Consider the following 21,586-nt stretch of genomic DNA (forward strand, 5'->3'; position numbering starts at 1 on the left):
CGTCCGATCACCGCCCGTCGCGTTCGGTCGGTTTACGGGGTTTCCACCATCTTCTTCACGCGTTCGTACTCCGCGAGGGCATCCGGCTGGATGTTCGCCCGCTCGCTCGCGAGCACCGCATCGACCTCGGTCAGAATCTTGCGCGACTCGTCCGTCCGGCCCAGCAAGTGCAGACATTCGGCGAGGTGCGCCCCGACTTGAACGCCCTGCTGGGCCGTGCGGACGTACGAGAGCGCCGAGCGGAACGCCAGTTCGGCGTCCGTCAGTTTGTTCAGGCGCATCCGGATGTAGCCCAGCGTGTCGATGATGTCGGCGTTGTTGGGCAGGCCGCGCACGGCGGTCTCGGCCAAGGGGAGCGCCTCGGTGAACTTCTCCTCCTTCGCGAGCACGTAGGCCAGGTTGTTGTTCATCTCGGGGTCGGCGGGGAACTCGCGGAGCGCGATGACCCAGACGTCCTTGGCTTCCTGGACGCGCCCGGCCTGGAAGAGCAGCGAGCCGTTGAGGCGGAGCACGTACGCGCGGAGCGCCTGGTTCTTCGAGTCGCGCAGGCGGGCGAGGTCCGCCAGGGCCGCCTCCTGCTGCCCGGGCTGGCGCGATTTCACCTCGCCGGCGAAGAACGCGAGCCACTCGTTGAGCTGGGGGACGACGCCGTTGCGGATGCTGGCCTCGAGGAACTCGGTGTAGCGCGTGGGGTTGGTGATGAGACGCTGCATGTCCTCGTGCCAGACCATCATGATCTGGCCGTTCTCCGGGTTCAGCAGGCGGACGGCGTCGAGCGCGGCGCGCTGCGCCTCGGGCACGCGTCCCTGGGCGGCCCGGAGCTTGCCCAGGGCCATCATGAAGCCGGGGCTCTTGCCGATGCGCTCGCTGCCGATGCGCCGGAGCACGTCCTCGGCCTTCGCGAGGTTCGGCGTCGGGGTGTTGATCAGCGAGTCGAGCAGCTTCTGCGAGACCAGGTCGCTGGGGTCCAGGTCGAAGGCCTTCTCGTAGAACTTGGCGGCGATCGCCGGGCGGTCGGTCTGCGAGAACAGGCTCGCGACGCGCGAGAAGACCAGCGCCTCGCGCGGACGCCCGGCGATGGCGTCCTCCGCCGCCTGCTCGGCCTCCTGGTCACGCCCCAGGCGCAGCAGGTCGGTGACGAGCGAGACGAGCATCTCGTCGTCCGTCGGGTTGATGCGCATCGCCTCGCGCAGGTCGGCGAGGGCGGCGTCGGAGTTCTTCATGCGCCCGTGCAGGGCGGCCCGGAGGCGGAACGCCTGCCACATCTGCGGCTGGAGCTGGATCGCCTTGCCGAAGTCCGCCAGCGCGTCGCGGTGCGTCTCGGGCGTGCGCATGAGCAACTGCCCGCGCTTGACGAAGACCGAGGGCTCGGCCGGGAAGCGCGACACGATCCGGTCCAGCGCCAGGCGGGCCTCCGCGGGCTTCTCCTGCGCCAGGCGCAGGTCGGCCTCGAGCAGCTGGGCCACCAGGTCCGGGTCCTTGGCGAGCAGCGGGGCGAGCTCGGTCTCCGCCTCGTCCACGCGCTTCAGGCGGATGAGCGACTCGACCAGGCGCTTGCGGTACGACTGCTCGGGCGAGTCGGCCTTCGCCGCCAGGATGCGCCGCATGACCTCGACGCCCTGCTCGAGGGCGTTCTGCGCAAAGTACGCCTCGGCCATCGCCTTGTCGGCCTCGAGGGTCGCGGGGTCCTGCACCGCGCGGGCCTTCTCGAGCACGCCCAGCGCGTTGGGCACGTCCTGGCGGGCGTACAGGAACTGGGCGAAGTCGAGCAGCGCGCGCAGCTTGTCCGGGGCGGCGCTGCGGCTCTCGACGTACGCGTCGAACACGCGGAACGTGCCTGCCCGGTCGTTGCGGGCCCAGTGCCACGACGCGTCGAGCGACGCCCCGTCGAGGTCGTCGCCCTGCGCCCGCACCTGGTCGATCACGGTCCGGGCCTTTTCGAGTTCGCCCGTGCGGATCTGCAGGCGGGCGAGCTCGATGAGGTTCTCGCGGTCGCGCGGGTTGGCCGCCGCCAGGCGCTCACGACGCGTCAGCACCATCGGCAGGTTGCCGAACTCGGCCTCGATCCGCAGCCACAGGTCGAGGAACTCCGGGTCGTTCTCGGCGAACTTGGCCCCGTCGCGCGCGGCGACGAGCGCCTGGTCGCGCCGACCCTGCGTCACGAGCGACGCGACGACGTCGCGGATGGAGCCCGCGTCGTTGGGGCGCAGGCGCAGGGCGGCCTGATAGGACGCGAGCGCGTCGGCGTGGCGTCCGATGGCGCTCAGCAGCCGCCCGTGCAGGCGGAAGACCTCGGGAGAGGCCCCGCCGGCGTCGATGACCTGCTGCATGATGTCGGCCCCCGCGCGGGGGTCGCCCCGGGCCGCGAGCATCCGGGCCCGGAACGTGCGTCCCTCGGCGCGGTCGGTGTTGAGCTTCCCGGCCTTGTCGGCGAGGGCCGACGCCGCGTCCCAGTCCTGGCGCGCGAGCGCGTCGAGGAACTGCAGTTCGAGGACCTGCTCGCCGTCGGGGTCGAGCTTGACGAGCTCGGCGAGTTCGGCGCGGGCCTCGTCGGCGCGCCCGGCGCGGGTGAACACCGAGTGGCGGGCGAGGCGACGCTGCAGCTCGGGGACGTCGGTGCGGCTGGCGATGATCGTGAGCTGCGCGTCGGTGGGGTCTTCGGACGTCAGCGTGGTCTGGATATCCTTGAGCAGCACGCTGTCGGGGTGCTTCTCCATCGCCGTGCGGACGACCTTCATCGCCCCCTCGCGATCGCCCAGGCCCAGTCGCGTGGTGACGAGCGCCCGCACCAGCAGCGGGTCGTGGTTGTTCTTCTCCACCTGCTCGGTCAGGAACAGGTTGACCTGCCCGTCGGTCTCGGGCTTGCCCACCCCCTCGCGCTGCATGCGCACGGCGGTCAGGATCGCGCGCTGCACCGGGCTGCCGGCGTCGTCGGCGCCGCGCCCGGCCCGCGCGAAGTTCAGCCCGTTCTGCGCCAGCTGGTTGTCGGGCTGCAGACGCAGGATGTTCGAGAAGGTCGTCTCGGCCTGCGCAAAGTCCTGGAGCTGCAGCGAGAGCTGCCCGTACACGATCCCCGCGCTGATGTTGTTCGGCTGGATGTCCAGCACGCGCAGCAGACGCTCGCGCGCGGCGCCGGGCTCGTTGGTCTGCAGGGCGGCCTGGGCCCACAGCACCAGCGTGTCCGGGTCGCTGATCGGCGTCTTCTTGTTCACCCCCGTCAGCAGCCGGTTGGTGGTCTGCGGGTCGCGGTCCACGAAGGCGAGCCACGCGTCGACCATCATCCGGCGCACCGACTCGGGCGCCTCGCTCTTCGTGAAGACGTCGTGGAACGCGCGCGCCCGCTTCAGCGACGCCTCGCGCTGCGCCTCGGGGGTCTCCGCGTCCAGGGCCAGGTAGGCCCGCAGCGCCCAGAGCGCCTGGAGATAGCGGGCGCTGTCCCGGTACCCGAAGAGCGCGCCGCCCTCGGGGCTCACCGGGCGGTTGGGCTGGTCGATGATCTTCTGAAGATACTGGATCCCCGCGTCGTAGTCCCCGGTCTGGGCCGCCACTTCCGCCTGGCCCGAGAGCGCTTCCAGGTCGTCCGGGCGGGCCTCGAGCGCGCGGGTCAGCAGTTCCTTCGAGCGGGCGAAGCGGCCCGCGCCGTCCACCACCTGCTCGCTGGCGCGCATCAGGTTCATCAGCTCGGGCGTGAGGTCCTTGGCGTCCAGACGCCGGCACACCTCCATCGCGCGGTCAAGGCGCCCCCGGGCTTCGTTCGTGAACTGCTCCGCGGCGACGACCGGATCCGGGGGCGTCTGCCCCGCGTCCACCGCCTCGCGCGATCGGCGCTGGAACGCCCGAACCTCGTTCAGGAAGTCGCGGCGCAGCGTCGCGAGCTGCATGATGGGGTCGTCGGGGTTCGCCGCCTGATACGCGGTCACCACGGCGTTGGCCGCCTGCTGCAGCGACGACGCCTCGTCCTCGCGTCCCGCCACGCGGGCCCGGTCGCTCAGTTCCAGCAGCGTCCCCTCGAGGTTTGAGACCGACTCGAAGTCCGAGGGGTCCACGCGGATGGCGGCCTCGAGGTCCTCTCGCACGCTCGCCCAATCCTCGGGCTTGGCGTCGGGAGACTGCGCGAGCAGGCGCGCGTTCGCGAGCCCGCGGTACCGCCGCAGCACCTCCCAGTCGCCGGCGGGCTTGCCGGCGTGGAAGGCGAGGAACACGCCCGCCTCGTCGCGCAGGTAGCTGACGGACTGGCGGTCGAAGGGACCCGCGAAGATGCCCTTCTTGAGCATCTCGAGGTACTCGCGCTGCGCCTCGACTGAGTCGCGCTGGATGACGGCGAGCTGGCGGGTGGCGCCGCGGTATCCCTGCAGGGCCTCCTGGTACTTCACGGGCGTGTCGGGCGTCTGGGCCGCGATGCTCGAGCGCCACTTGCGGAAGTACTCCGCGTTGGTCTTCTCGCGGTCGCAGGCCTTGGAGTAGTACGTGGCGGCCTCGCGGTAGTCCTGCGAGGCCATCGCGCGGTCGCCCTTCTGCACCAGTTCGCCGGCGGTGTTGTAGAGCACGAGGTACGCCGCCCCGAGCAACCCGCCCAGCACGGCCACCAGCCCGGCGCCGAGAATGAAGACGAACTTCGTGTTGACCTTTGCTCCGGCCATGAACTCACTCCCCGGCGCGAGCGCGCCTCACGATCCGCCCGCGACGCCGTCCGCACGGGGCGGGTAGCGTCCGGTCTCCACTTCGACCCAGTCGGGCGCGCACCGCGCGATATCCCCGAGCATCTCGCCGATCAGCACGCCCCCGGCCGCGGCCAGGTCTTCACCGCTCTCGACGTCCTGCGACGTCACCTGTACCTTGAGGTAGAACGCGTAGGTGCTGTTGAGGTCGAAGGCGAGCAGGCGCACTTCCTCGGCGCGGCTCACGGTCCCGCCGTTGGCGATGAAGAAGTACCCCGCGTAGAACGGGCGCTGCTGCGCGTCGAGGAACTGCATGGTGCGCAGGCGGATCGATCGCGGGTCGCGCGGCAGGCGCGGGTACTGCCCGTCGCTCGTGCGGACGCGGAAGATGCGCCCCTTCAGGTGCTCGGGCACGTCCGGGTCCTCGCGCCACCACTCCTCGCTGAAGTTCAGCGGCAGATCGCCCACGATCTCGCCGATCTGCATGCCCCCGCCCACGAAGCACCGGTCCGGCACGTGCGGGACGGTGTCGATCATGCCGGTGTAGTACGCGGCGTGGAAGGTCAGGCGGATCGGACGCGTCGGGTCCTTGGGCGCCTTCTCGATGTACGTGCGCGTCACGTAGTTGCGGGTGCCGAGCGTCTCGACGACCTCGGGGGGCTCCAGGTGGTCGCTGCCGATGCGCACCCACGAGGGCGTCTCGGTGGGGAGCGAGGCGAGCAGGCGTCCGCCCTCGGGATAGATGGCCTCTTTGCGCAGGACGATCTTGAAGTGGCGCTTGACCGAGCCCAGCCCGGCCGCGCCGGCGAGGAGGATCGCCGCCGCCGCCACCACCCCAGCGCTGATGCCCCAGGACTTCATGCCCGGGCCTCGCCGTCGTCGGAGACGACCTTCTGCAGGGCCCAGACCACCGCGAGGAAGAGGAACATGCCGGGCACGAGCAGCAGCGTGCCGATGAGCATGTGGGCGTTGCCCGAGGCCAGGTTCATGTCCCACAGCGAGGCCAGCCCCAGCACCGCGACGCGCACGATGTTCATCAGCAGCGCGACGGGCACGGCGAGCAGCAGCAGGGCGATGCGCTGCCACCAGTGGCGGCAGGCGAAGATCGCCACCGCCGCGGCGAGGGCGAGGAACGCGATCACCATCCGCATGCCCGAGCAGGCCTCGGCGACGTTCAGCGGGATCGTCCGCCCGGCGTACTCGATCTCGAGCACGTTGCCCCGCACGTCGGCGAAGAACCAGTCGCCCGGCGACCCGATGAGACGGAGCAGCACGTACGCCCCGTCGGACGCGAGCAACTGCAGCGGGAACGTCACCTTGGTCATGATCTGGGGCGAGATCTTGACCGCGAAGACCAGGAACGCGATGGGCAGGAACAGGTGGCGGAACATCGCGGGCCCGCCCGCCAGCAGCGCCACCCCCGCCACGGACAGGATCATCGCGAATCCCTGGAGCATGTGGTTGGAGATCCCCACGACGAAGAAGAAGTAGCACGCCACGCCCAGCACGAGGGGGAGCGCCCCGGGCCAGAACGTCCGGATCGGCGTCCGCGCGATCTCGGCCCGGCGCTGCCACAGCATCGCCCCGCTGATGATCGGCACGACGAACGCGTGTCCCCAGTCCTCGATCTCGAGCTTGCTGAACTGGATCTGCGTCCACAGCCAGTCATGAAAGAGCGCGACGAACGCGATCAGCAGGAGGCCCAGTTGGGTCCAGACACGCCATGGGAGGACCTGCCACGGAGATTGCCCCTCCGCGCCGACACCCACGACCCGTCCTGACGCGCTCGCACTCGACACGGCACACCCCGTCCACCCACCCGATCCGTCGAAGAACCTCCCTACGACCGGGATGCAGCCCGGTTCGCCGCCAACTTCACCGATTCCCGCCCGACCGTCGTTACTGCCCGAACTGATTGACGGGCGGCGGGCCCAGCAGGTCGTTGCTGATGTTGCGGTCCAGCACAAACCCGAACCCGTAGCTCATCCGCAGCCCGTTCCGGAAGATCGCCAGCGGGAGGGCCCAGAACGTCGTTCCCACAACCACGGAGTCGTTCGGCTTCAGATAGACGTCCGGCTGCGTCCGGTTCGCGATCGCCGCCCCGTCGAGCATGATCGTGGCTTCCCGGTCCTTGCCGACCACCCGCGTGAGATCGATGCGCGAGGGGACGGCGATGCCCGCGTAGCCGCCCGCCGCGTGGACGAGGCGTTGCAGCGTCAGCCCGCCCGTGCTGGGCAGCGAGTACGTGCCCGGACGCTGGATCTGCCCGCCGACGTAGATCGTGCCGAAAGGCGGGGTGGGCACGCGCACCACGTCGCCCGGGCGGATCACGATGTTCACCGACTGCTTGCCGGCCTCGAGGTCCTTGATGGGCACGCGGATCACGCGCTGCGTCACGAGGTCCTGCTCGGCCTCGGGCAGCGAATCGCCCGCCGCACCCTGCGGACGCTGGGTCGCCACCTGCGTCCACTTGCCGTTCAGGAACACCCAGCGGGTCGTGCCCGGGGTCGCATCGTTCTGGTCGGGCGCCGTCCTCGTACGCCCCTCTTCCGGAAGGTCCACGACGGGTGCGCGCCCGGTGTTCGAAGGCGTCCCGTCGGGCTGGGCGATGAACGCCGCCGGCTGCGCCGAGTGCGCGCCCGGGGAAGGGGGCGGCGTGGCGGGCGCCGGGGGCGCCAGGTCGTCGATCACCTTCAGCAGGTCTTCCGGTGCCGCACGCGGACGGTCGGGGGCATCGGGCGACGACGCGTCGCCCGCGCCCTGGGGCGTGAGGCTGACCTCGCGGATCACGTAGACGTAGTCGGCGGTGTTGTCGTACCGCCCGCCGGCGGAGATCGCCTCGAGCAGGCGGTAGTTGGCGCGGGGGACGAAGTACGGCCCGGGGCGATCCACCGCGCCGATGAGGTTGAACGTCTGCTGGCGCTGGGCGACGGCGACGACCGACGCGAGCGGGTTGGTCACGAAGCGCTTCATCGCCTCCTGCACCACGCCGACGGTCTCTTCGGTCGTCTTCCCGCCGACGGAGATGCGCCCGAGCTGGGGGAGTTCGATCACGCCGCGCGCGTCGACCTCGACCTCGTACACCTCGGCGCGGTTGGCCTCGATCAGGTCGTACAGGGTGATGCGCAGCGCGTCGCCCTGCCCGAGGCGGTACTGCGTCGGCAGCGGAACCAGGTCGCCCGGCTGCGGGTCGGAGAACTCGACGATGTCGCCGGCCTCCTCCTCGATCGCCGCGATCCGCGTGAGGATCGGCATCGACACGGGCGTGCGTCCCCAGCGCCCGCTCCCGTCCACGCTGGGGTCGAGGAACGACTTTTTCGAACACCCGCCAGCGCCGCACGCGGCCCACACGCCGCCCGCGGCGAGCAGCATCGCGACCCCGGCCCGGCTCGTGGCCACGCCCCGTCCACGTTCGAATGCTCGATCCTGCACGTGCGCTCCTTTTCACCCCGTCCCCGACCCGGCTCGAACCCGAACGGGAAGTTCGTCCCAATAGTAGTTCCCGGACCGTACCGATCGACCGGGGAGCGGGCCCGCATTCAACGCGTTCGCGCTTTTTCCCTCGCGTGGCCTCCGCGCCGCTGGCGAGCCCTGCCTACGACGCCCCGCGAGACAAGGTTTGCGCGTTCCTAGACTCGCTCATGTCCGGCATGCCCCCCGCCCCGACGCCCGGCGCCACCGCGCCGGCGCCCCGCCACCCGCGCCCGCTCGGGGGCGATCCGCTCAAGACGATCGATCCGCCGCGCCTGAGCCTCTCGGGGATGGTCCTGAATAACCGCGAGGGCCCGCAGACGCTCGCCGTCAAGCGCAAGCCCGACTGGCTGCGCGCCAAGGTTCCCGGCGGGCCCGGGTACACGCGCCTCAAGTCCATCATGACCGAGCACCGCCTGCACACGGTGTGCGAAGAGGCCGGCTGCCCGAACATGGGCGAGTGCTGGGCGCGGGGCGTCGCGACGATCATGATCCTGGGCGACACGTGCACGCGCGCGTGCGGGTTCTGCAACGTCAAGACGGGGCGCCCCGGCACCGTCGACAAGGACGAGCCCCGGCGCGTCGCCGAGTCGCTGCGCCTCATGGCGCTCAAGCACGTCGTCATCACCAGCGTGAACCGCGACGAACTCCCCGACGGCGGGGCGTCGATCTGGGCCGAGACGATCCTGCGGACGCGCGAGGCCTGCCCGGACATGAGCATCGAGGTGCTGATCCCGGACTTCGAGGGCGACGCCGCGGCCCTCCAGATGGTCATCGACGCCCGCCCGCACATCATCAACCACAACCTCGAGACCGTGCGCCGGATGTACCCGGCGGTGCGCCCCAGCGCGAAGTTCGACCGCTCGCTCGAACTGCTGCGACGCGTGAAGCAGGCCGGCATGGTCGCCAAGACCGGCATCATGGTCGGCATCGGCGAGCATGACGAGGAAGTCCTCGCGCTGATGGACGAGGTGCGCGAGGGCACGAGCGCGGCCAGAAGCGGCCAAGCGGAACGTGGTCAAGCGGGAAGTGGTCAAGCGGCGAAGTGGCAAAGTGTCAAAGCGAAGAGCGGCGATGAAACGCCTCACGCGGGCACTCCGCCGCTCAGCCACGCGGCCACGCCGGAACTTCGGAACTCCTGCGACATCCTCACCATCGGCCAGTACCTCCAGCCGACGCGCAACCACCTGCCCATCGACCGCTGGGTGCACCCCGACGCGTTCGCGATGTTCAAGCGCGAAGGGCTCGCGCGGGGCTTCAAGGTCGTGGAGAGCGGCCCGCTCGTCCGCTCCAGTTATCACGCCGACCACCAGGCCGACGTGCTGACCGAGATCGGGGCGCGGCGAGCACCCACGGACGTGCCAGCGTCGTGAAACCCGCACTCGTGAGCGAGATGGTGAGCGCGCTGGAGGCGAAGGACTTCTCCACCGCCGCGCACACGTGGCGCGTGGTGCTGTACACCCGTGCGCTGGCGGATGACGCGGGTCTGGACCACGACCAGGTGGACCGCCTGTCGTACGCCGCGGCGTTGCACGACATCGGCAAGATCGACATCCCCGACGAGATCCTCCGCAAGCCCGGCCCGCTGACGGGCGAGGAGTTCGCGCTCATGCGCACCCACGCCGCACGCGGGCACGAGCGGCTCGTGGCGATGGGCGAGACCGATCCGGTGCTGCTGCAACTGGTCCGCCATCATCACGAGCGGATCGACGGGCGGGGGTATCCGGACGGGTTGTCGGGCGACGGGGTTCCGCTCGCAGCGGCGTTCTTCGCGGTGATCGACTCGTTCGACGCGATGACGAGCGTGCGCCCGTACCGCTCGGCGGTTGGCCCGGAGGCCGCCCGCCTGGCGGTGCGCGAGCTGCACGAGCACGCCGGGTCGCGATACCTGGCAGAGGCGGTAAAGCGGTTCTCCCGCCTGCACGACGCCGGGCACCTGACGTGGATCATGGAATATTACAACGACACCTGCGCCGTGCCGGCGTACGACGACATCGCCCGCCTGCGGGAGATCACGCCCCTGGGGGGCGGGCGCCCGCGCTAGTGGCGCGCTGCCCCGCGAGCGGCTTCCAGCCCCGCGAGCGAGCGAATCACCGCGTCGAGTTCCGGGGGCACGGGCATCGCGCTCAGACGCCCCTGGCGCACCAGCGCAAACGCCGCGAACCGCGGGTCGCCCTTCATCTGCGCGAGCGTGACGGGCGAAGCCGCCCGCCGGGCGGGGGCGAGGTCGACCACGGGCGCGGCGATCTCGCCCTTGCCGTTGAGGCCCGGCTCGTCCGGATCTTCGTACGCCCCGCGCACGACGGTCGCGAGCCCGACGATCGCCTTCTCCTCCCCCGTGTGGTAGATGAACGCCTCGTCGCCCTTCTTCATGGCGCGCAGCGCGATGCGGGCCGCGGCGTTGGTAACGCCCGTCCACGCGCAGCGCTTCTCTCGCACGAGGTCGTCGTACGAATACTCGCCGGGCTCGGTCTTGAGCAGGAAGGTGGGCACGCGGGTGATTGTTCGCGCGTCCCGCGCGCTGCGTGGTCGTGCCCGGGGCGTGCTAGACGCGGGCGATCGTCAGGCGCCATGTCGCGCGGAGGGCTTCGCCCGGCGCGAGGGTGCGCAGGCCGGTGCCCGGGACGCCTGCCGCTTCCAGAGCCGCCGCGTTGGTCGTGGTCGAAACCGGCTCCAGCGTGAAAAAGGTTGATGGGCCTGCGCTGTGGCGGGGCGCGTAGATCACCGCGTGCCCGAACGCGTCCGAGCAGGCGAACGACGCGCGCACGCCGCTCGCGGGCCAGAGGATCTCGGCCTTCCCGTCGAACCCGGCAAAGACGTCGTCGAGCCCGTCCGCACGCGCGACGAGGTCGTCGATCAGAGCCCCCGCGCGCAGGGCGCGGCAGAGTTCGTCGTCGCGTGCCGGGCCGGTGGGGATGCACGCCCGCAGCGGGTACCGCCCGGTGCACGCGAGCGTGACGCGGGGGCACTCGCTGGCGTGCCAGAGCGCACGCTGGAAGTACGGGTGAAAGCCCAGCCCCGCGGGCATCGGGCGCGTGTCGAGGTTGCGCACCTCGAGCGCGCATTCGAGGAAGTCGGGCCCGAGCTCGTAGCGCACGCGCGCCCCGTACGCCCAGGGCCAGTTGCGCGCGCTCGCGTCGCGGGCCTCGATCCCCAGGTGAGCCGACACGGGCGAGCGGTCGAGGATGCGCCAGGGGCGCGAGTGCACGTCGCCGTGGATCGCGCTGGGGTCGGGCCAGTTGGCGCGGAGCACGTGGCGTTCGCCCCGCCAGTCCAGCACGCCGCCGGGCAGACGGTTCACCCACGGGGCGAGCAGGTAGCAGGCGGTGTTGTCGAAGTGCGATGCGAAACCGGGGGTAGGGCGGAGCAGCGGCGTGGGGCGGGCGCCGTCGGGGCAGAGCCACAGTCCGGTGACGGCGCCGCCGAGCGCGGGGTCAACCTCGAGTCGGAGCGGATCGCAGCGGAGATCCAGGCGCGTCATGCCCGAAGTGATAGCCCGCGCGCGGACCATGCGGCGAGGCGCGCGTCTGGTGTTGGTTGCGGGCGGCCGATCAGGCGGGCTGCTTGGCCGGGGCCTCGGCGACGGTGGCGTCGACGGTGTCCTGCATCTCGCCCTCGTGCGAGTCGCAGCCGGACTTCTCGCTATCGCAGCCGGCCTTCTCGTGGTCGCCGCAGGAGGCGGCCTTGTCGGCGGAGCACGAGCCGTGCGCGGCGGTGTTCGCGACCGTGGAGACCGAGTCCCCGTGATCGTCGCACAGGGCGCAGCCGGACTCGGCCGGGGCGGCGACGGCGGTGACCGCGGCGTCGGTGGAGCAGTTGCCCAGGACGCAGCCGGTGGTGGCGAGGTTGTACCCGCCGAAGCCCAGGGCGCCCAATCCGAGAACGACGGCGGCGGTGCTGGCGAGGCCGGTGCTGCAAGCGCACTTCATGATCGGGGTCTCCTGCTGCGGTGGGTACCGGGGAATGGACGCGTCTACGTGATTTATACGGTAGGCCGCGCGGATTGTTCGCTGCGCGGTGTGGTCCGAGTTCAGCCGGGCGGGAACCGGGCCGATGCTCCCGAACGACCCTCCCGGGGGCGCGCGCCCGCAGTCGCGTTATCGGAGCCGAGAGACATGACGAGCCCGACCGACGACAACCTGGACCATGTGAACGAGCACGGGAATGCACCGGCCTTCGAGCCGCGCAACCTGCAAGAAGCGGCGGCGCAGGGCGACATCATGCGCGTGCTGGCCGACTTCCAGACCGGGCTAGAGAGCCTGAAGGAACTGCATCGCCAGCGCGAGGCGCTGCAGGTCGAACTGGTGGCGAAGCACAAGGCGGTGGCCGAGCGCGACGCGCAGCTGCGCGCGCAGGACGAGCGGCTGCGCGAGCAGCAGGCCGAGTTCGCGCAGGCGCGCCGGGAGCACGAGGAGCGCCGCGAGGCGCTCGAGCGGGCGCTGCGCGAGCACGAGGAGGAGCGGGCGCGCGCGACGGAAGCGAGCGACAAGGCCCGGGCCGACCTCGAGGAACGCGCGGGCGAGCTCTCGGCCCTGGCGGCGCGACTCGGGCATCAGGAGAAGGTGCTCGCCGAGTCGCGCAAGCGCCTGGCGGAGCGGGAGGGCGAGGTTGCGCGGCTTCGGACGGAGCTGGACGCCTCGCTCAGCGCCGCGCAGCAGAACCTGCGCCGGGCGGGCGACCTCGGGCAGGAAGCCGCGGAACTGCGCGCAGAACTGGAGCAGGAGCGGGCGACGAACGAGGACCTGATGCGTCAGTTGGCGCTCGCGCAGGGGCGCAACAAGGGCGAGTCGGTGCGGGCGGAGGACGCCGCACGACGCGCGTCGGAGGTCGAGACGCAGGTGTCGTCGCTCAAGAGCGCGAACGCGGACCTGGAGAAGCGACTGGCGGAGCTGACGGCCCGGTTCAAGCAGGTGCAGAGCGAGGCGCTGCTCGCGCAGCAGGCGATGGAGCGGATGCCCGCGCGGAACGACACGTTCCTCGAGACGCGCCGGCGGCGTCTGCACAACTACCGCCTCGCGGTCCGCCGCCAGTTGCAGAAGGTGCGCAAGGCCAGCGAGGCGATCTCCAAGCGGATGGAGCAGGTCGATCAACTGCTGCAGCAGCGGGCGGAGCTGGCGGCGGCTCGCCAGCGCATCATCGAGGGCGAGAAGCGGGTCGCCAAGGCGCGGGCCCGCACCCGCGCGGGCGTGGTGACGCTGTGCTCGGTGGCGGCGCTGTCGATCCTCGCGGGGCTGAGCTGGGCGCTGGCGCGCGAGGTGTCGCCCGGGCAGTACGTCGCGGAGGTGACGCTGAAGGCCGACGGACGCGGGCGCGAGCTGAACGAGGCCGAACTGGAGGAGTGGCGCCGCTTCCACTACGACATGCTGAACGACCCGATGTTCCACCACGCGGCGTCGGACCGGTTCGTGCGCCAGGGGCTCTCGGCGCTGGGAACGCCGGCGGCGGTGTCGGGGCTCATCACGACGTCCGTGCACGCCGACAGCATGGTGGACGACGAGATCAAGGTGACGCTGCGGGGCGAAGGGCAGGACCGGACGCGCCGGATCCTCGAGGCGTTCTCGGCGTCGCTCGCGAGCTACGCGAACGGTGCGCAGCAGCGCCGGATCGACGGGGGCTCCACGATCATCCCGATGCCGGCGAAGGCCGACGACAGCCCCGTGGACCACTCGCGCACCGTGGTCGCGGGCGGGATGATGGCGGGCGGGACGCTGTTCAGCCTTGTGCTGGGCCTGCTGGTGTGGAAGAAGCTGGCGCACGCGAAGTCGAGCTTCGAGCACGACTCGACGCTGGCGTCGGTCCTCGACGAGGCCCACTGGGTGAACCCGCGCTGACGCGCCCGCCAGGCGGGCTCAGACGGTGGCGATGAGCAAGATGTCGGCGGCGGCGTCGAAGACCCCGCCCTCGCCAACGCGGATGATCGCCAGGCGCGTGCCCGACGCCAGTTCGCCCAGCCCGCGCGTGGTGATCGCCTTCTCGGCGGGGAGTTCGGCGACTTCGCCGGCGATGCGGTTGTCGGCGGTGAGCGTGACCAGGCGGTACGACGCGCCGGGCGCGGTCGGCAGGTCCGCGCAGAAGAACCGGGCGTCCTCCCAGCGGGGGTTGACGTACACCGCCGCCCGACCGGGGAACTCGGCGGTGCGGGCCTGGTCGGTGGCCTCGAAGACGATGCGCCGGGTGTCGGGGGAGAAGAGGGTGTCGTCGAGCACGCCCGCGCCCAGGCGCATGCCCATGAGATCGTTCATCACCGCGCTGCTCGCGACCTCCTGGCGGAGCTTCGCGTTCTCAAAGTAGACGCTCACGAACGCGGCGCCCAGAAGGGCGGCGGCGGTCAGCATGCCGATCGCCGTCGGACGCCACCAGGGCGCGACGCGCCGGCGCGAGACCAGCGGCTCGTCCTCGACCGCGCGGACCTCGGCCTCGAGCATGGCGGCCCGGACGCCGGCGAGCACCTTCTCGCGCAGCGCGGGCGGGGGCGACGCGTCGGCCAGCAGCGCGGGCGAGACCGCCACGCGAGCCTGCTCGGCCCGGACGTGCGCTTTCACGCCCTCGGGCGCCCGAAGGAACGCCAAGTCGAACGCGGCCCGCTCCTCGGGGTCGAGGAGGCCGAGCGCATCGAGGTGGGCGTTTTCGAGCAGTTCCTGAATGTTCATGCCGCGAACTCCTCCCCCGACCGTTCCCGCAACCGGACTAGTGCTCTGCTCAGGGCGGACTTGATCGTCCCGAGCGGTGTGTTGAGTTCTTCCCCGATCTGCCGCAGCGTCTGCCCGCCCAGGTATGCCCTTGTGACGACCGTCCGCTGCAGTTCGGGGAGCGCGTCGATACGCTTCATCAGGCTCTGCAGACGCTCGTCCTGATCGATTTTGCTCGGAGATTTCGTCGCTTCCGCCGCGGGAATCTGCGGCTGGTCGAGGCTGGTCGCCCGGACCCGGGCCCGCGAGCGACGGAGCTTGTCGACCAGGTGCCTGCGGGCGATGAGCATCACCCACGTCACGAGCGCCGATCGGGACTCGTCGTACCGGCCCGCGGTGCGCCAGAGCCGAACAAAGACCTCCTGCACGGCGTCTTCGGCTTCCATGCGGCTCGGCAGGGCCTGAATGGCCATGCGAAAGACGAGGGAGCCGAAGCGGTCGTAGAGCTCGGCGATGGCGGCCTCGTCGTTCGAGGCGACAGCGCGCATCAGCACAGTGTCTGCGCCGGCGTGCTCCGGGCTCTCGCCATCTCCGGGCTGACCTTGGCGTGCCTCCATCTACCAACTCCCGATCCCGCCGAGACTCCAGCGCTCCGGAAGCGCCGGCGACGGACCGACGCGGTCCGAACACTCAGGCCGCGCCGGGCGTCTATACGTCGTGACGCGGCCAAGGGATGCTTCGCGGTGAGTGTACTTTCACCGGCACCCGTACGCCAGCGCAATCGGCGATCTGTACTTCTGTACGAAGACGACCCGAGTTCTACCCGTCCGGAACACAAACGCAAAATCCGGTGATACCACCTGAAACTGCTGGGGCGAAGCGACGAGAAAACCCTTGCGTGCCCGACCGCCGGCCGATATCGTTTAAGGATCAGGCTAGGGGTGTAGGAAGATATGAATGCGACGACCACAGTCCGTGGCTCGCGCGAGAAACTCCTGAGGAGCGGACCGGGGCGGATGCGCGCCGGCTTCAGTCTTCTGGACGTGCTCGTTTCCATGGCGGTGATCGCCGTCCTGATCAGCATCCTGCTCCCGTCGTTCGCCAAGGTGAACGAGACAGCGCGCCGGGTGGTGTGCCAGTCGAACATCCGCCAGATCGGCCTGGGCGTGCTGATGTACGCCGACGACTTCCGCGGGTACCTGCCTCCGAGCGTCTTCATCAGTGATGATCCGCGCCAGCGCGGGTCGGACCGTCCGCACGAGATGGTGACGGTGCGCCTCCCGACGAGCGAGGATCCGGCGGCCCCGTGGGACGGGCTGGGCGTGCTGTTCCAGACGGGGTATGTGAGCGCGCCCAAGGTGTTCTACTGCCCGTCGCACTTCGGCGACAGCCCGTATTCCGAGTACGCGAACCTCTGGAACGAGGGGATCGGCGAGATCGTCTGCAACTACCACTACCGGGGTGGCGGGCCGGCGCGGCCGTCTTCGGGCTCGCAGATGACGACCAAGTTGTTCATGATCGATCCCGCCCGTTCCGCGCTGATCGCGGACGGGATGCGCGTGCGGACCGACTACAACCACCGGGTGGGCGTCAACTTCTTCCGCGCCGATCTGACGGTGCACTGGTTCAACGACTCGAACCGGGCGCTCGCGGAAGATCTGCCCGAGGACAAGAACGATCCCGAGGCGCCGCGCGCGGTCGACCAGGCCTGGACGCGCTTTGACCGGGTGTCTGCCACCGGCCCGGGATGAGCCGCCGGGGAACTGCGTCGATGGGCGATGACCGATCTGGCCTTCGCACGTGCGACCATCGCACGCCGCCGGCAGGTATCATCGGCGCATGAGACTGGCCAAGGTGCTCGGGTCGATCGCGTGCGTGTGCGTCGCGTCGGCGTGCGTCCGTGCGCAGCTCACGCCGGATCGCACGTACTACGGCGTTGGGCGGCCGATCCCCATGCAGGTGCACATCCCCGAGGGGCTGGCGGGGTCTGAGGCGTACGTCGAGCTGCACGATGCGCGGAGCGTGCACCGCGATCCGGCGGACGTGGTGGAGCGGCCCGCGCCGGTGCGCAGCGCGGTGGAGGCGGGCCCGGTGAACCTGGCGGTGCTGTTCCCGTCGATCTGGGGCGACCCGGGCGCGCCGGTGCGGTATGCGCAGTTGGTGGTGGGGGACGTGCCGGTGGGGTCGTCGGTGGTGGTGGCGCCGATGCGCAGCCCGAGGCGCGCGATGCTGTACAGCCGCGCGGATGGGAAGGCGTACTACGTGGACCCGGTGACGGGGCGCGAGACGTTCGAGCCGCGGGCGGGGGAGATCGTGTACACGCCCGACCCGCCGGCGTTCACGGGCGTGTGCGCGTGGGTGGATCGGCACGTGGTGTTCGAGACATCGCTGGGAACGATCGAGTTCCGGCTGCGTCCCGACGAAGCGCCGAACACGGTGCAGAACTTCATGCGCCTGGTGGAGGGCGGGTTCTACACCGACGTGGTCTTTCATCGCGTGGTGCCGCGGACGCGGACGGGCGAGCCGTTCGTCGTGCAGGTGGGCGATCCGACGGGCGAGGGCTCGGGGACGCCCGGGTACGCGATCGACCTGGAGGCGTCGGGGCTGCGTCACGAGTTCGGGGTGCTGTCGATGGCGCGTGACGCGGACCCGAACACGAACGGGTCGCAGGTGTTCGTGTGCCTGAGCCGCGCGGGCACGGCGAGGCTGGACGGGCAGTACACGGCGTTCGGGCGGGCGGTGTGGGGAGCGGACACGATCCTGGCGCTGGCGGCGACGCCCGTGAAGGGCGATCGGCCGATCGACCCGCCGGTGCTGCGGGGCGCGCGGCTGATCGACGCGCCGCCGATCGGGCGGCTGCCGGCGTGGGCGGAGCGCCCCGCGGACGCGCCCGAGGCGCGGTGAATCGGGCGCGGACGCGATCAGAAGTTGAACGACACGCCGACGCGGGCGGCGGGCGCGATGTCGGTGTCGATGTCGGCGAGTTCGTTGCCGTTGGCGTCGTCGAGGGTGTAGTTGCGGTAGACGAACGCGCCGGCCTCGGCGACGAGGGTGATCTGCGGCGTGATGTTCCAGCGGGCGGCGACGAGCACGGGCACGCCCAGCTCGCTGCCGACGCCGTCGGGCACGGGGCCGTCGTCCTCGAGGCGGAACTCGCGCCCGCGGATGCCCGCGCCCAGGGAGAGTTCAAGGTTGTCGGTGGCCTGGAACGCGAGTGACAGCAGCGCGCCGCGCGAGGCCCCGGTGGTGCGCAGGGTCCAGCGATCGGCGAACTGCCACTCGATGATGGGGAACGGGATGACGAACGCGCTGTCCTCGAGGCGCGACACGACCGCGACGCCGAGCCCGACGCGGGTGCGTTCGTTGACGGCGTACGACAGCCCGCCGCGGACGGCGTAGGTGAGCGAATCGCCGAAGGTGGCGCCGATCTCGTACGACGCCTGGGCGCTCCCGCCGACGAACAGGCCCCAGCGTTCGCCCAGGCGCGTGCGATACCCCAGCGCGATCTGGTGGTCGAGCACGTCGTCCCAGGGCTCGCTGACGCCCGAGACGAAGCCCGTGGCGTCGTCGAACGAGTACGCGGAGTACTCGTTCGTGAGCGAGATCGTGAACGCGCGTCCGCCCTCGAGCGGGATCGCGACCTCCATGTCGGCGCGGAGGCGTGTGACGTCGACGCTGCCCGGGGCCTCGTCGAAGTCGGCGGAGAAGTCGTGCTCGACGTCGAGCTTAAGGGTGGCCTGGATGTCGGGGCGCGGGGAGGCGTCCTGCGGGGCCGGGTCGTCGGACGCGCGGGCGTCGGAGGCGCGGGCGGGGGCGCCGCCGGTGTCGGCGGGCTGTTCAGGAACGGGCGGCCCGAGCTGCGCGAGGGCCGCCGGTGGGAGTGCGGCGAGGAACACGAGCGCGGCGGCACGACGAAGCATGGGTGTCCTCCAGGCCGGGCGGCGCGCGAGCACCGGCACGCGGCGATAGGCCCCGAGTCTACGGCGGCCGCGCGTGCGCGGCGCTGGGGTTCCTACGCTCTTCGCGTCCCGGGACCTCCCGGACGCACGGGGCGGTAGCTCAGTTGGTAGAGCACATGCTTTGCAAGCATGGGGTCGGGAGTTCGACTCTCCTCCGCTCCACTTCACCACCCCCACCGGAAGGCCGGCGGGCACGGAGCGCGCCCGCGTGAGGGTCGGCATGGATGTCTGACGGACGTTCGCACACCGGGCCGCACCCGGACGCCCACACGCAAGCCGACGCGGGAGCCCCGCCGCCGTCGGGAAGGCTGCTGGGCGTCGTCACGATCGTCTCGACGCTGGCCGGGTGGACAAGCATCCCGCTGTTCCTGCGGTTTCTGACGAAGGACGTCGACGCGTGGACCGCCAACGGGTGGCGGTACGGGGTGTCGGCGCTGCTGTGGCTTCCGGTGCTGCTGCTGGGGTGGCGGCGGGGAACGCTGCCGAAGGGCCTGTGGCGCGCGGCGATGATGCCGAGCATCTGGAACGTGCCCGGGCAGGTGCTGTTCGGGCTGGCGCCGTACTACGTCGAGCCGGGGCTGATGACGTTCAGCATGCGCCTGCAGATCGTGTTCCTGTTCACGGGTGCGGCGCTGCTGTTTCCGGCCGAGCGCCGGGTGATCCGCTCGCGCTGGTTTCTCATCGGCATTGCGATGGTGCTGGGGGGCACGCTGGCGACGGTGGCGCTGGAGCCGGGCGGGCTGGGGGGCGGGTCGGGCGTCGGCGTGGCGATGGCGATCGGCGCCGGGCTGTTCTACGCGTGCTATGCGCTCAGCGTGCGGCGCACCATGATGGGCATCGGCCCGCTGGTGGCGTTCGCGGCGGTGAACCAGCTCACCGGCGTCGCGCTCGTCGCGCTGATGCTCGCCTTCGGGCACGATCTCAAGACCGGCGCGTGGGACGCGGGGCTGTCGGCGCTGTCGCTGGGGCCCGGGAAGTTCTGGCTGCTCGTGCTGAGCGCGATCGTGGGGATCGGGCTGGGGCACACGTTCTACTTCCTGTCGATCAAGCGCCTGGGGCTGGCGGTGTCGACGGCGGTGGTGCAGCTGCAGCCGGTGACGGTTTCGCTGGCGTCGTGGGCGATCTTCGCCGAGGCGCTCACGCCCTTGCAGTGGGTGACCGGGCTGCTGGCGCTCAGCGGCGCCGGGGTGGTGCTGGTGGCGCAGCACCGATTGGCGGCGCGCCCGCCGGCGGGGGCCGGCGCGGCCGCCGTGCAAAATGAAACAGGTCCCGGGCGCGTGCCCGGGACCCGTGACGGTCAGTCCTGAAACAGAAGATCAGCGACGCCGACGGGCGGCGAACAGCCCGCCCAGGCCCAGCAGGGCGAGGGCGCCCGGCGTGGGGACGGTGACGGACATGAACGCCTGGCCAAGCCCGACGCCCGCGCCGTCGACGATGTCGCCGGTGAAGTAGAACGTGTCGCCGGCGAGGAAGCAGTCGTCGTTGTTGAAGATGGAGATGAAGGCGTTGTCGTCGAGCAGGCCGTTGCCGTCGAGATCGATGGCGTCGCCCTCGCGGAGGAACGCCCAGGCGGAGCCGTCGGCGCCCTGCCAGACGAGCACGGCGTTGCGGCCTTCGTCGGCGTTGTTGGTGACCCCGCCGACGACGCTGTCGCCGGCGTCGTTCGACGCGGCCATGAAGAAGGTCTGGCCAAAGAGCGTGTCGTCCCAGAGTTCGGTGGCCCCCGGAACGATGGGCGCATCGGTCATGGCGCGCACCGCGTAGGAGCCGGTCGCGTCGCCGAAGATGACCCAGTCGCCCGAGCCGGTGCCCGTGGTGTTGGACCCGCGGGCCCACCAGGTACCGTCGCCCTGCATGTACGCCTCGTTGATGAGCGACGCGGTGCCGCCGGCGATGCTGGTGACGCCCTCCTGCACCACGGCCGTGCCGTTCACCGCGAGGAAGTTGTCCTGGGTGGTGGTGGCGAAGTTGGTGTCGCCGTAGACGAGCCAGTTGGTGCCGTTCGCGGCGACGGAGTAGCCCTGGGTGTCCCAGTCGTTCACCGTGCTCTCGGTCCCGGCGAGCAGACCGCCCGGGATGGTGACGCCCGAGCGTCCGTCGAGGACGGTGCCGTCCTGGCGGAGCAGGGCGCGGCTCTGGCCGGTGGCGGCGCCGGGGATGCCGGCGGTGCGCCACGACGTGCGGCCGGCGTTGTCGATGTTCGCGCTGGTGAGGCTCGTGCCGTTGTTCGGCCCGCCCAGCCCGGGCGGGGCGAGGTTGCTGGCGGCGTTGGGGGCGATGGCCAGGGCGGAGCCGACGCCCTTGACGATCACGTCGTTGAGGGTGCTGGTGGTCGGGCCGTTGTTCGCCGTGAACGCGTAGTCGCCCGAGTCGTTGACCGAGCAGAGCGTGTCGATGGACCCGGAACGGATGACGTTGCCGCCGAGGGTGGAGACGCCCTCCTGCGCGCGCGTGGTGCCCGCGGCGCCCATGCCGGTGATCACCAGTTCGTCCGTCGCGGTGTTGCCGGTGTTGACCGTCGCGGTGATGATCCAGTGCTGCCCGTTCGCCGAGCGGTACGGGCGGTCGAAGGCGGTGAACGTGAGCCCGCCCATGCCCGGCGCGACGGCCTTGGGCCCGGTCTCGGCGAAGATGGCGCTGGCGATGCCGGCGTGGGCCGACGACGCGAGCCCGCAGGCGGCAACGGTGCTGAGAACAAACGTGCGCATGATCGTCTCTCCCTCCGCGGCGTCGGCCGCGCGATGACCCAACCCCGCGCACTCGGGGCGCGGAGTCCGTGAATGGCGTGGGGGCTCGTCTCTCTCGATCCCCGTACGCGGGACAGAATACCGTTGACTTCGGTCGCGTGTCGAGGGATTTTCTCGGGTTC

17 protein-coding genes and 1 tRNA gene are annotated in these 21,586 nt (G+C 70.9%); 7 read left to right on the forward strand and 11 right to left on the reverse strand.

Features of this window, described 5'->3' with window-relative positions; all coding sequences use genetic code 11:
- Positions 1 to 32: 32 nt before the first annotated feature.
- The 4 genes from SFY69_05740 to SFY69_05755 all read right to left on the reverse strand — a co-directional run bounded on the left by SFY69_05740 (position 33) and on the right by SFY69_05755 (position 8,057).
- Positions 33 to 4,640 carry a tetratricopeptide repeat protein gene (locus SFY69_05740; GenBank protein ID MDX2131534.1) on the reverse strand — a complete coding sequence of 1,536 codons (4,608 nt, stop codon included), beginning with the start codon at positions 4,638 to 4,640 and terminating at the stop codon, positions 33 to 35.
- Positions 4,641 to 4,667: 27 nt separating this feature from the next.
- Positions 4,668 to 5,519, reverse strand: coding sequence for a hypothetical protein (locus SFY69_05745; protein ID MDX2131535.1), 852 nt, complete (start codon positions 5,517 to 5,519; stop codon positions 4,668 to 4,670).
- Positions 5,516 to 6,457 carry an exosortase/archaeosortase family protein gene (locus SFY69_05750; GenBank protein MDX2131536.1) on the reverse strand — a complete coding sequence of 314 codons (942 nt, stop codon included), beginning with the start codon at positions 6,455 to 6,457 and terminating at the stop codon, positions 5,516 to 5,518. Before SFY69_05750 ends, SFY69_05745 begins: the two co-directional genes overlap by 4 nt.
- A 100-nt stretch (positions 6,458 to 6,557) precedes the next feature.
- Positions 6,558 to 8,057, reverse strand: a complete 1,500-nt coding sequence (locus SFY69_05755) for a polysaccharide biosynthesis/export family protein (GenBank protein MDX2131537.1) — start codon at positions 8,055 to 8,057, stop codon at positions 6,558 to 6,560.
- Between the two features lie 242 nt (positions 8,058 to 8,299).
- Here SFY69_05755 and SFY69_05760 point away from each other — a divergent pair, with 242 nt between their 5' ends.
- The gene (locus tag SFY69_05760) at positions 8,300 to 9,502 is read left to right on the forward strand and encodes a lipoyl synthase (GenBank protein MDX2131538.1); all 1,203 of its coding nucleotides are present in this window, start codon (positions 8,300 to 8,302) and stop codon (positions 9,500 to 9,502) included.
- Positions 9,499 to 10,173, forward strand: a complete 675-nt coding sequence (locus SFY69_05765) for an HD domain-containing protein (GenBank protein MDX2131539.1) — start codon at positions 9,499 to 9,501, stop codon at positions 10,171 to 10,173. Before SFY69_05760 ends, SFY69_05765 begins: the two co-directional genes overlap by 4 nt.
- Here SFY69_05765 and SFY69_05770 read toward each other — a convergent pair.
- The 3 genes from SFY69_05770 to SFY69_05780 form a co-directional block, all read right to left on the reverse strand.
- Positions 10,170 to 10,622 carry an EVE domain-containing protein gene (locus SFY69_05770; protein ID MDX2131540.1) on the reverse strand — a complete coding sequence of 151 codons (453 nt, stop codon included), beginning with the start codon at positions 10,620 to 10,622 and terminating at the stop codon, positions 10,170 to 10,172. The two genes, SFY69_05765 and SFY69_05770, sit on opposite strands and share 4 nt — an antisense overlap.
- Positions 10,623 to 10,674: 52 nt before the next feature.
- On the reverse strand, positions 10,675 to 11,610 hold the full coding sequence (locus SFY69_05775) for a hypothetical protein (GenBank protein MDX2131541.1): 936 nt from the start codon (positions 11,608 to 11,610) through the stop codon (positions 10,675 to 10,677).
- 70 nt (positions 11,611 to 11,680) lie between these two features.
- Positions 11,681 to 12,058 carry a hypothetical protein gene (locus tag SFY69_05780; protein MDX2131542.1) on the reverse strand — a complete coding sequence of 126 codons (378 nt, stop codon included), beginning with the start codon at positions 12,056 to 12,058 and terminating at the stop codon, positions 11,681 to 11,683.
- A 186-nt stretch (positions 12,059 to 12,244) separates the two neighbouring features.
- Here SFY69_05780 and SFY69_05785 point away from each other — a divergent pair, with 186 nt between their 5' ends.
- Positions 12,245 to 13,960, forward strand: a complete 1,716-nt coding sequence (locus tag SFY69_05785) for a hypothetical protein (GenBank protein MDX2131543.1) — start codon at positions 12,245 to 12,247, stop codon at positions 13,958 to 13,960.
- 18 nt (positions 13,961 to 13,978) lie between these two features.
- On the opposite strand, the gene SFY69_05790 is transcribed toward SFY69_05785, so the two are convergent.
- Both SFY69_05790 and SFY69_05795 read right to left on the reverse strand, forming a co-directional pair.
- Positions 13,979 to 14,779, reverse strand: a complete 801-nt coding sequence (locus tag SFY69_05790; GenBank protein ID MDX2131544.1) for a hypothetical protein — start codon at positions 14,777 to 14,779, stop codon at positions 13,979 to 13,981.
- Positions 14,776 to 15,375, reverse strand: a complete 600-nt coding sequence (locus SFY69_05795) for a sigma-70 family RNA polymerase sigma factor (protein ID MDX2131545.1) — start codon at positions 15,373 to 15,375, stop codon at positions 14,776 to 14,778. Before SFY69_05795 ends, SFY69_05790 begins: the two co-directional genes overlap by 4 nt.
- A 426-nt stretch (positions 15,376 to 15,801) precedes the next feature.
- Here SFY69_05795 and SFY69_05800 point away from each other — a divergent pair, with 426 nt between their 5' ends.
- Entirely contained in the window at positions 15,802 to 16,509 is a 708-nt protein-coding gene (locus tag SFY69_05800; protein ID MDX2131546.1) for a DUF1559 domain-containing protein, read from the forward strand.
- An 88-nt stretch (positions 16,510 to 16,597) separates the two neighbouring features.
- Positions 16,598 to 17,662 (forward strand): peptidylprolyl isomerase, encoded by a 1,065-nt coding sequence (locus SFY69_05805; protein MDX2131547.1) that lies wholly within the window; start codon positions 16,598 to 16,600, stop codon positions 17,660 to 17,662.
- Positions 17,663 to 17,679: 17 nt separating this feature from the next.
- Here the strand turns inward: SFY69_05805 and SFY69_05810 are convergent, their stop codons facing one another.
- Complete coding sequence (locus SFY69_05810; protein ID MDX2131548.1) at positions 17,680 to 18,678, reverse strand: DUF6268 family outer membrane beta-barrel protein; 999 nt, start codon at positions 18,676 to 18,678, stop codon at positions 17,680 to 17,682.
- Between the two features lie 128 nt (positions 18,679 to 18,806).
- Here SFY69_05810 and SFY69_05815 point away from each other — a divergent pair.
- A tRNA-Ala gene (locus tag SFY69_05815) sits at positions 18,807 to 18,879 on the forward strand.
- A gap of 62 nt (positions 18,880 to 18,941) precedes the next feature.
- On the forward strand, positions 18,942 to 20,024 hold the full coding sequence (locus tag SFY69_05820) for a DMT family transporter (GenBank protein MDX2131549.1): 1,083 nt from the start codon (positions 18,942 to 18,944) through the stop codon (positions 20,022 to 20,024).
- Between the two features lie 9 nt (positions 20,025 to 20,033).
- Here the strand turns inward: SFY69_05820 and SFY69_05825 are convergent, their stop codons facing one another.
- The gene (locus tag SFY69_05825) at positions 20,034 to 21,425 is read right to left on the reverse strand and encodes a hypothetical protein (GenBank protein ID MDX2131550.1); all 1,392 of its coding nucleotides are present in this window, start codon (positions 21,423 to 21,425) and stop codon (positions 20,034 to 20,036) included.
- Between the last annotated feature and the right edge of the window lie 161 nt (positions 21,426 to 21,586).

This window comes from Planctomycetota bacterium, assembly GCA_033763975.1.
Classification (GTDB): domain Bacteria; phylum Planctomycetota; class Phycisphaerae; order Phycisphaerales; family UBA1924; genus RI-211.

Excerpts from the sequence above, each read along its gene's own strand:
- SFY69_05820 (MDX2131549.1), top strand. The coding sequence starts at position 18,942 with ATGTCTGACGGACGTTCGCACACCGGGCCGCACCCGGACGCCCACACG.
- SFY69_05810 (MDX2131548.1), bottom strand. The coding sequence starts at position 18,678 with ATGCTTCGTCGTGCCGCCGCGCTCGTGTTCCTCGCCGCACTCCCACCG.
- SFY69_05805 (MDX2131547.1), top strand. The coding sequence starts at position 16,598 with ATGAGACTGGCCAAGGTGCTCGGGTCGATCGCGTGCGTGTGCGTCGCG.
- SFY69_05825 (MDX2131550.1), bottom strand. The coding sequence starts at position 21,425 with ATGCGCACGTTTGTTCTCAGCACCGTTGCCGCCTGCGGGCTCGCGTCG.
- SFY69_05785 (MDX2131543.1), top strand. The coding sequence starts at position 12,245 with ATGACGAGCCCGACCGACGACAACCTGGACCATGTGAACGAGCACGGG.
- SFY69_05790 (MDX2131544.1), bottom strand. The coding sequence starts at position 14,779 with ATGAACATTCAGGAACTGCTCGAAAACGCCCACCTCGATGCGCTCGGC.
- SFY69_05775 (MDX2131541.1), bottom strand. The coding sequence starts at position 11,610 with ATGACGCGCCTGGATCTCCGCTGCGATCCGCTCCGACTCGAGGTTGAC.
- SFY69_05760 (MDX2131538.1), top strand. The coding sequence starts at position 8,300 with ATGTCCGGCATGCCCCCCGCCCCGACGCCCGGCGCCACCGCGCCGGCG.
- SFY69_05740 (MDX2131534.1), bottom strand. The coding sequence starts at position 4,640 with ATGGCCGGAGCAAAGGTCAACACGAAGTTCGTCTTCATTCTCGGCGCC.
- SFY69_05795 (MDX2131545.1), bottom strand. The coding sequence starts at position 15,375 with ATGGAGGCACGCCAAGGTCAGCCCGGAGATGGCGAGAGCCCGGAGCAC.
- SFY69_05780 (MDX2131542.1), bottom strand. The coding sequence starts at position 12,058 with ATGAAGTGCGCTTGCAGCACCGGCCTCGCCAGCACCGCCGCCGTCGTT.
- SFY69_05745 (MDX2131535.1), bottom strand. The coding sequence starts at position 5,519 with ATGAAGTCCTGGGGCATCAGCGCTGGGGTGGTGGCGGCGGCGGCGATC.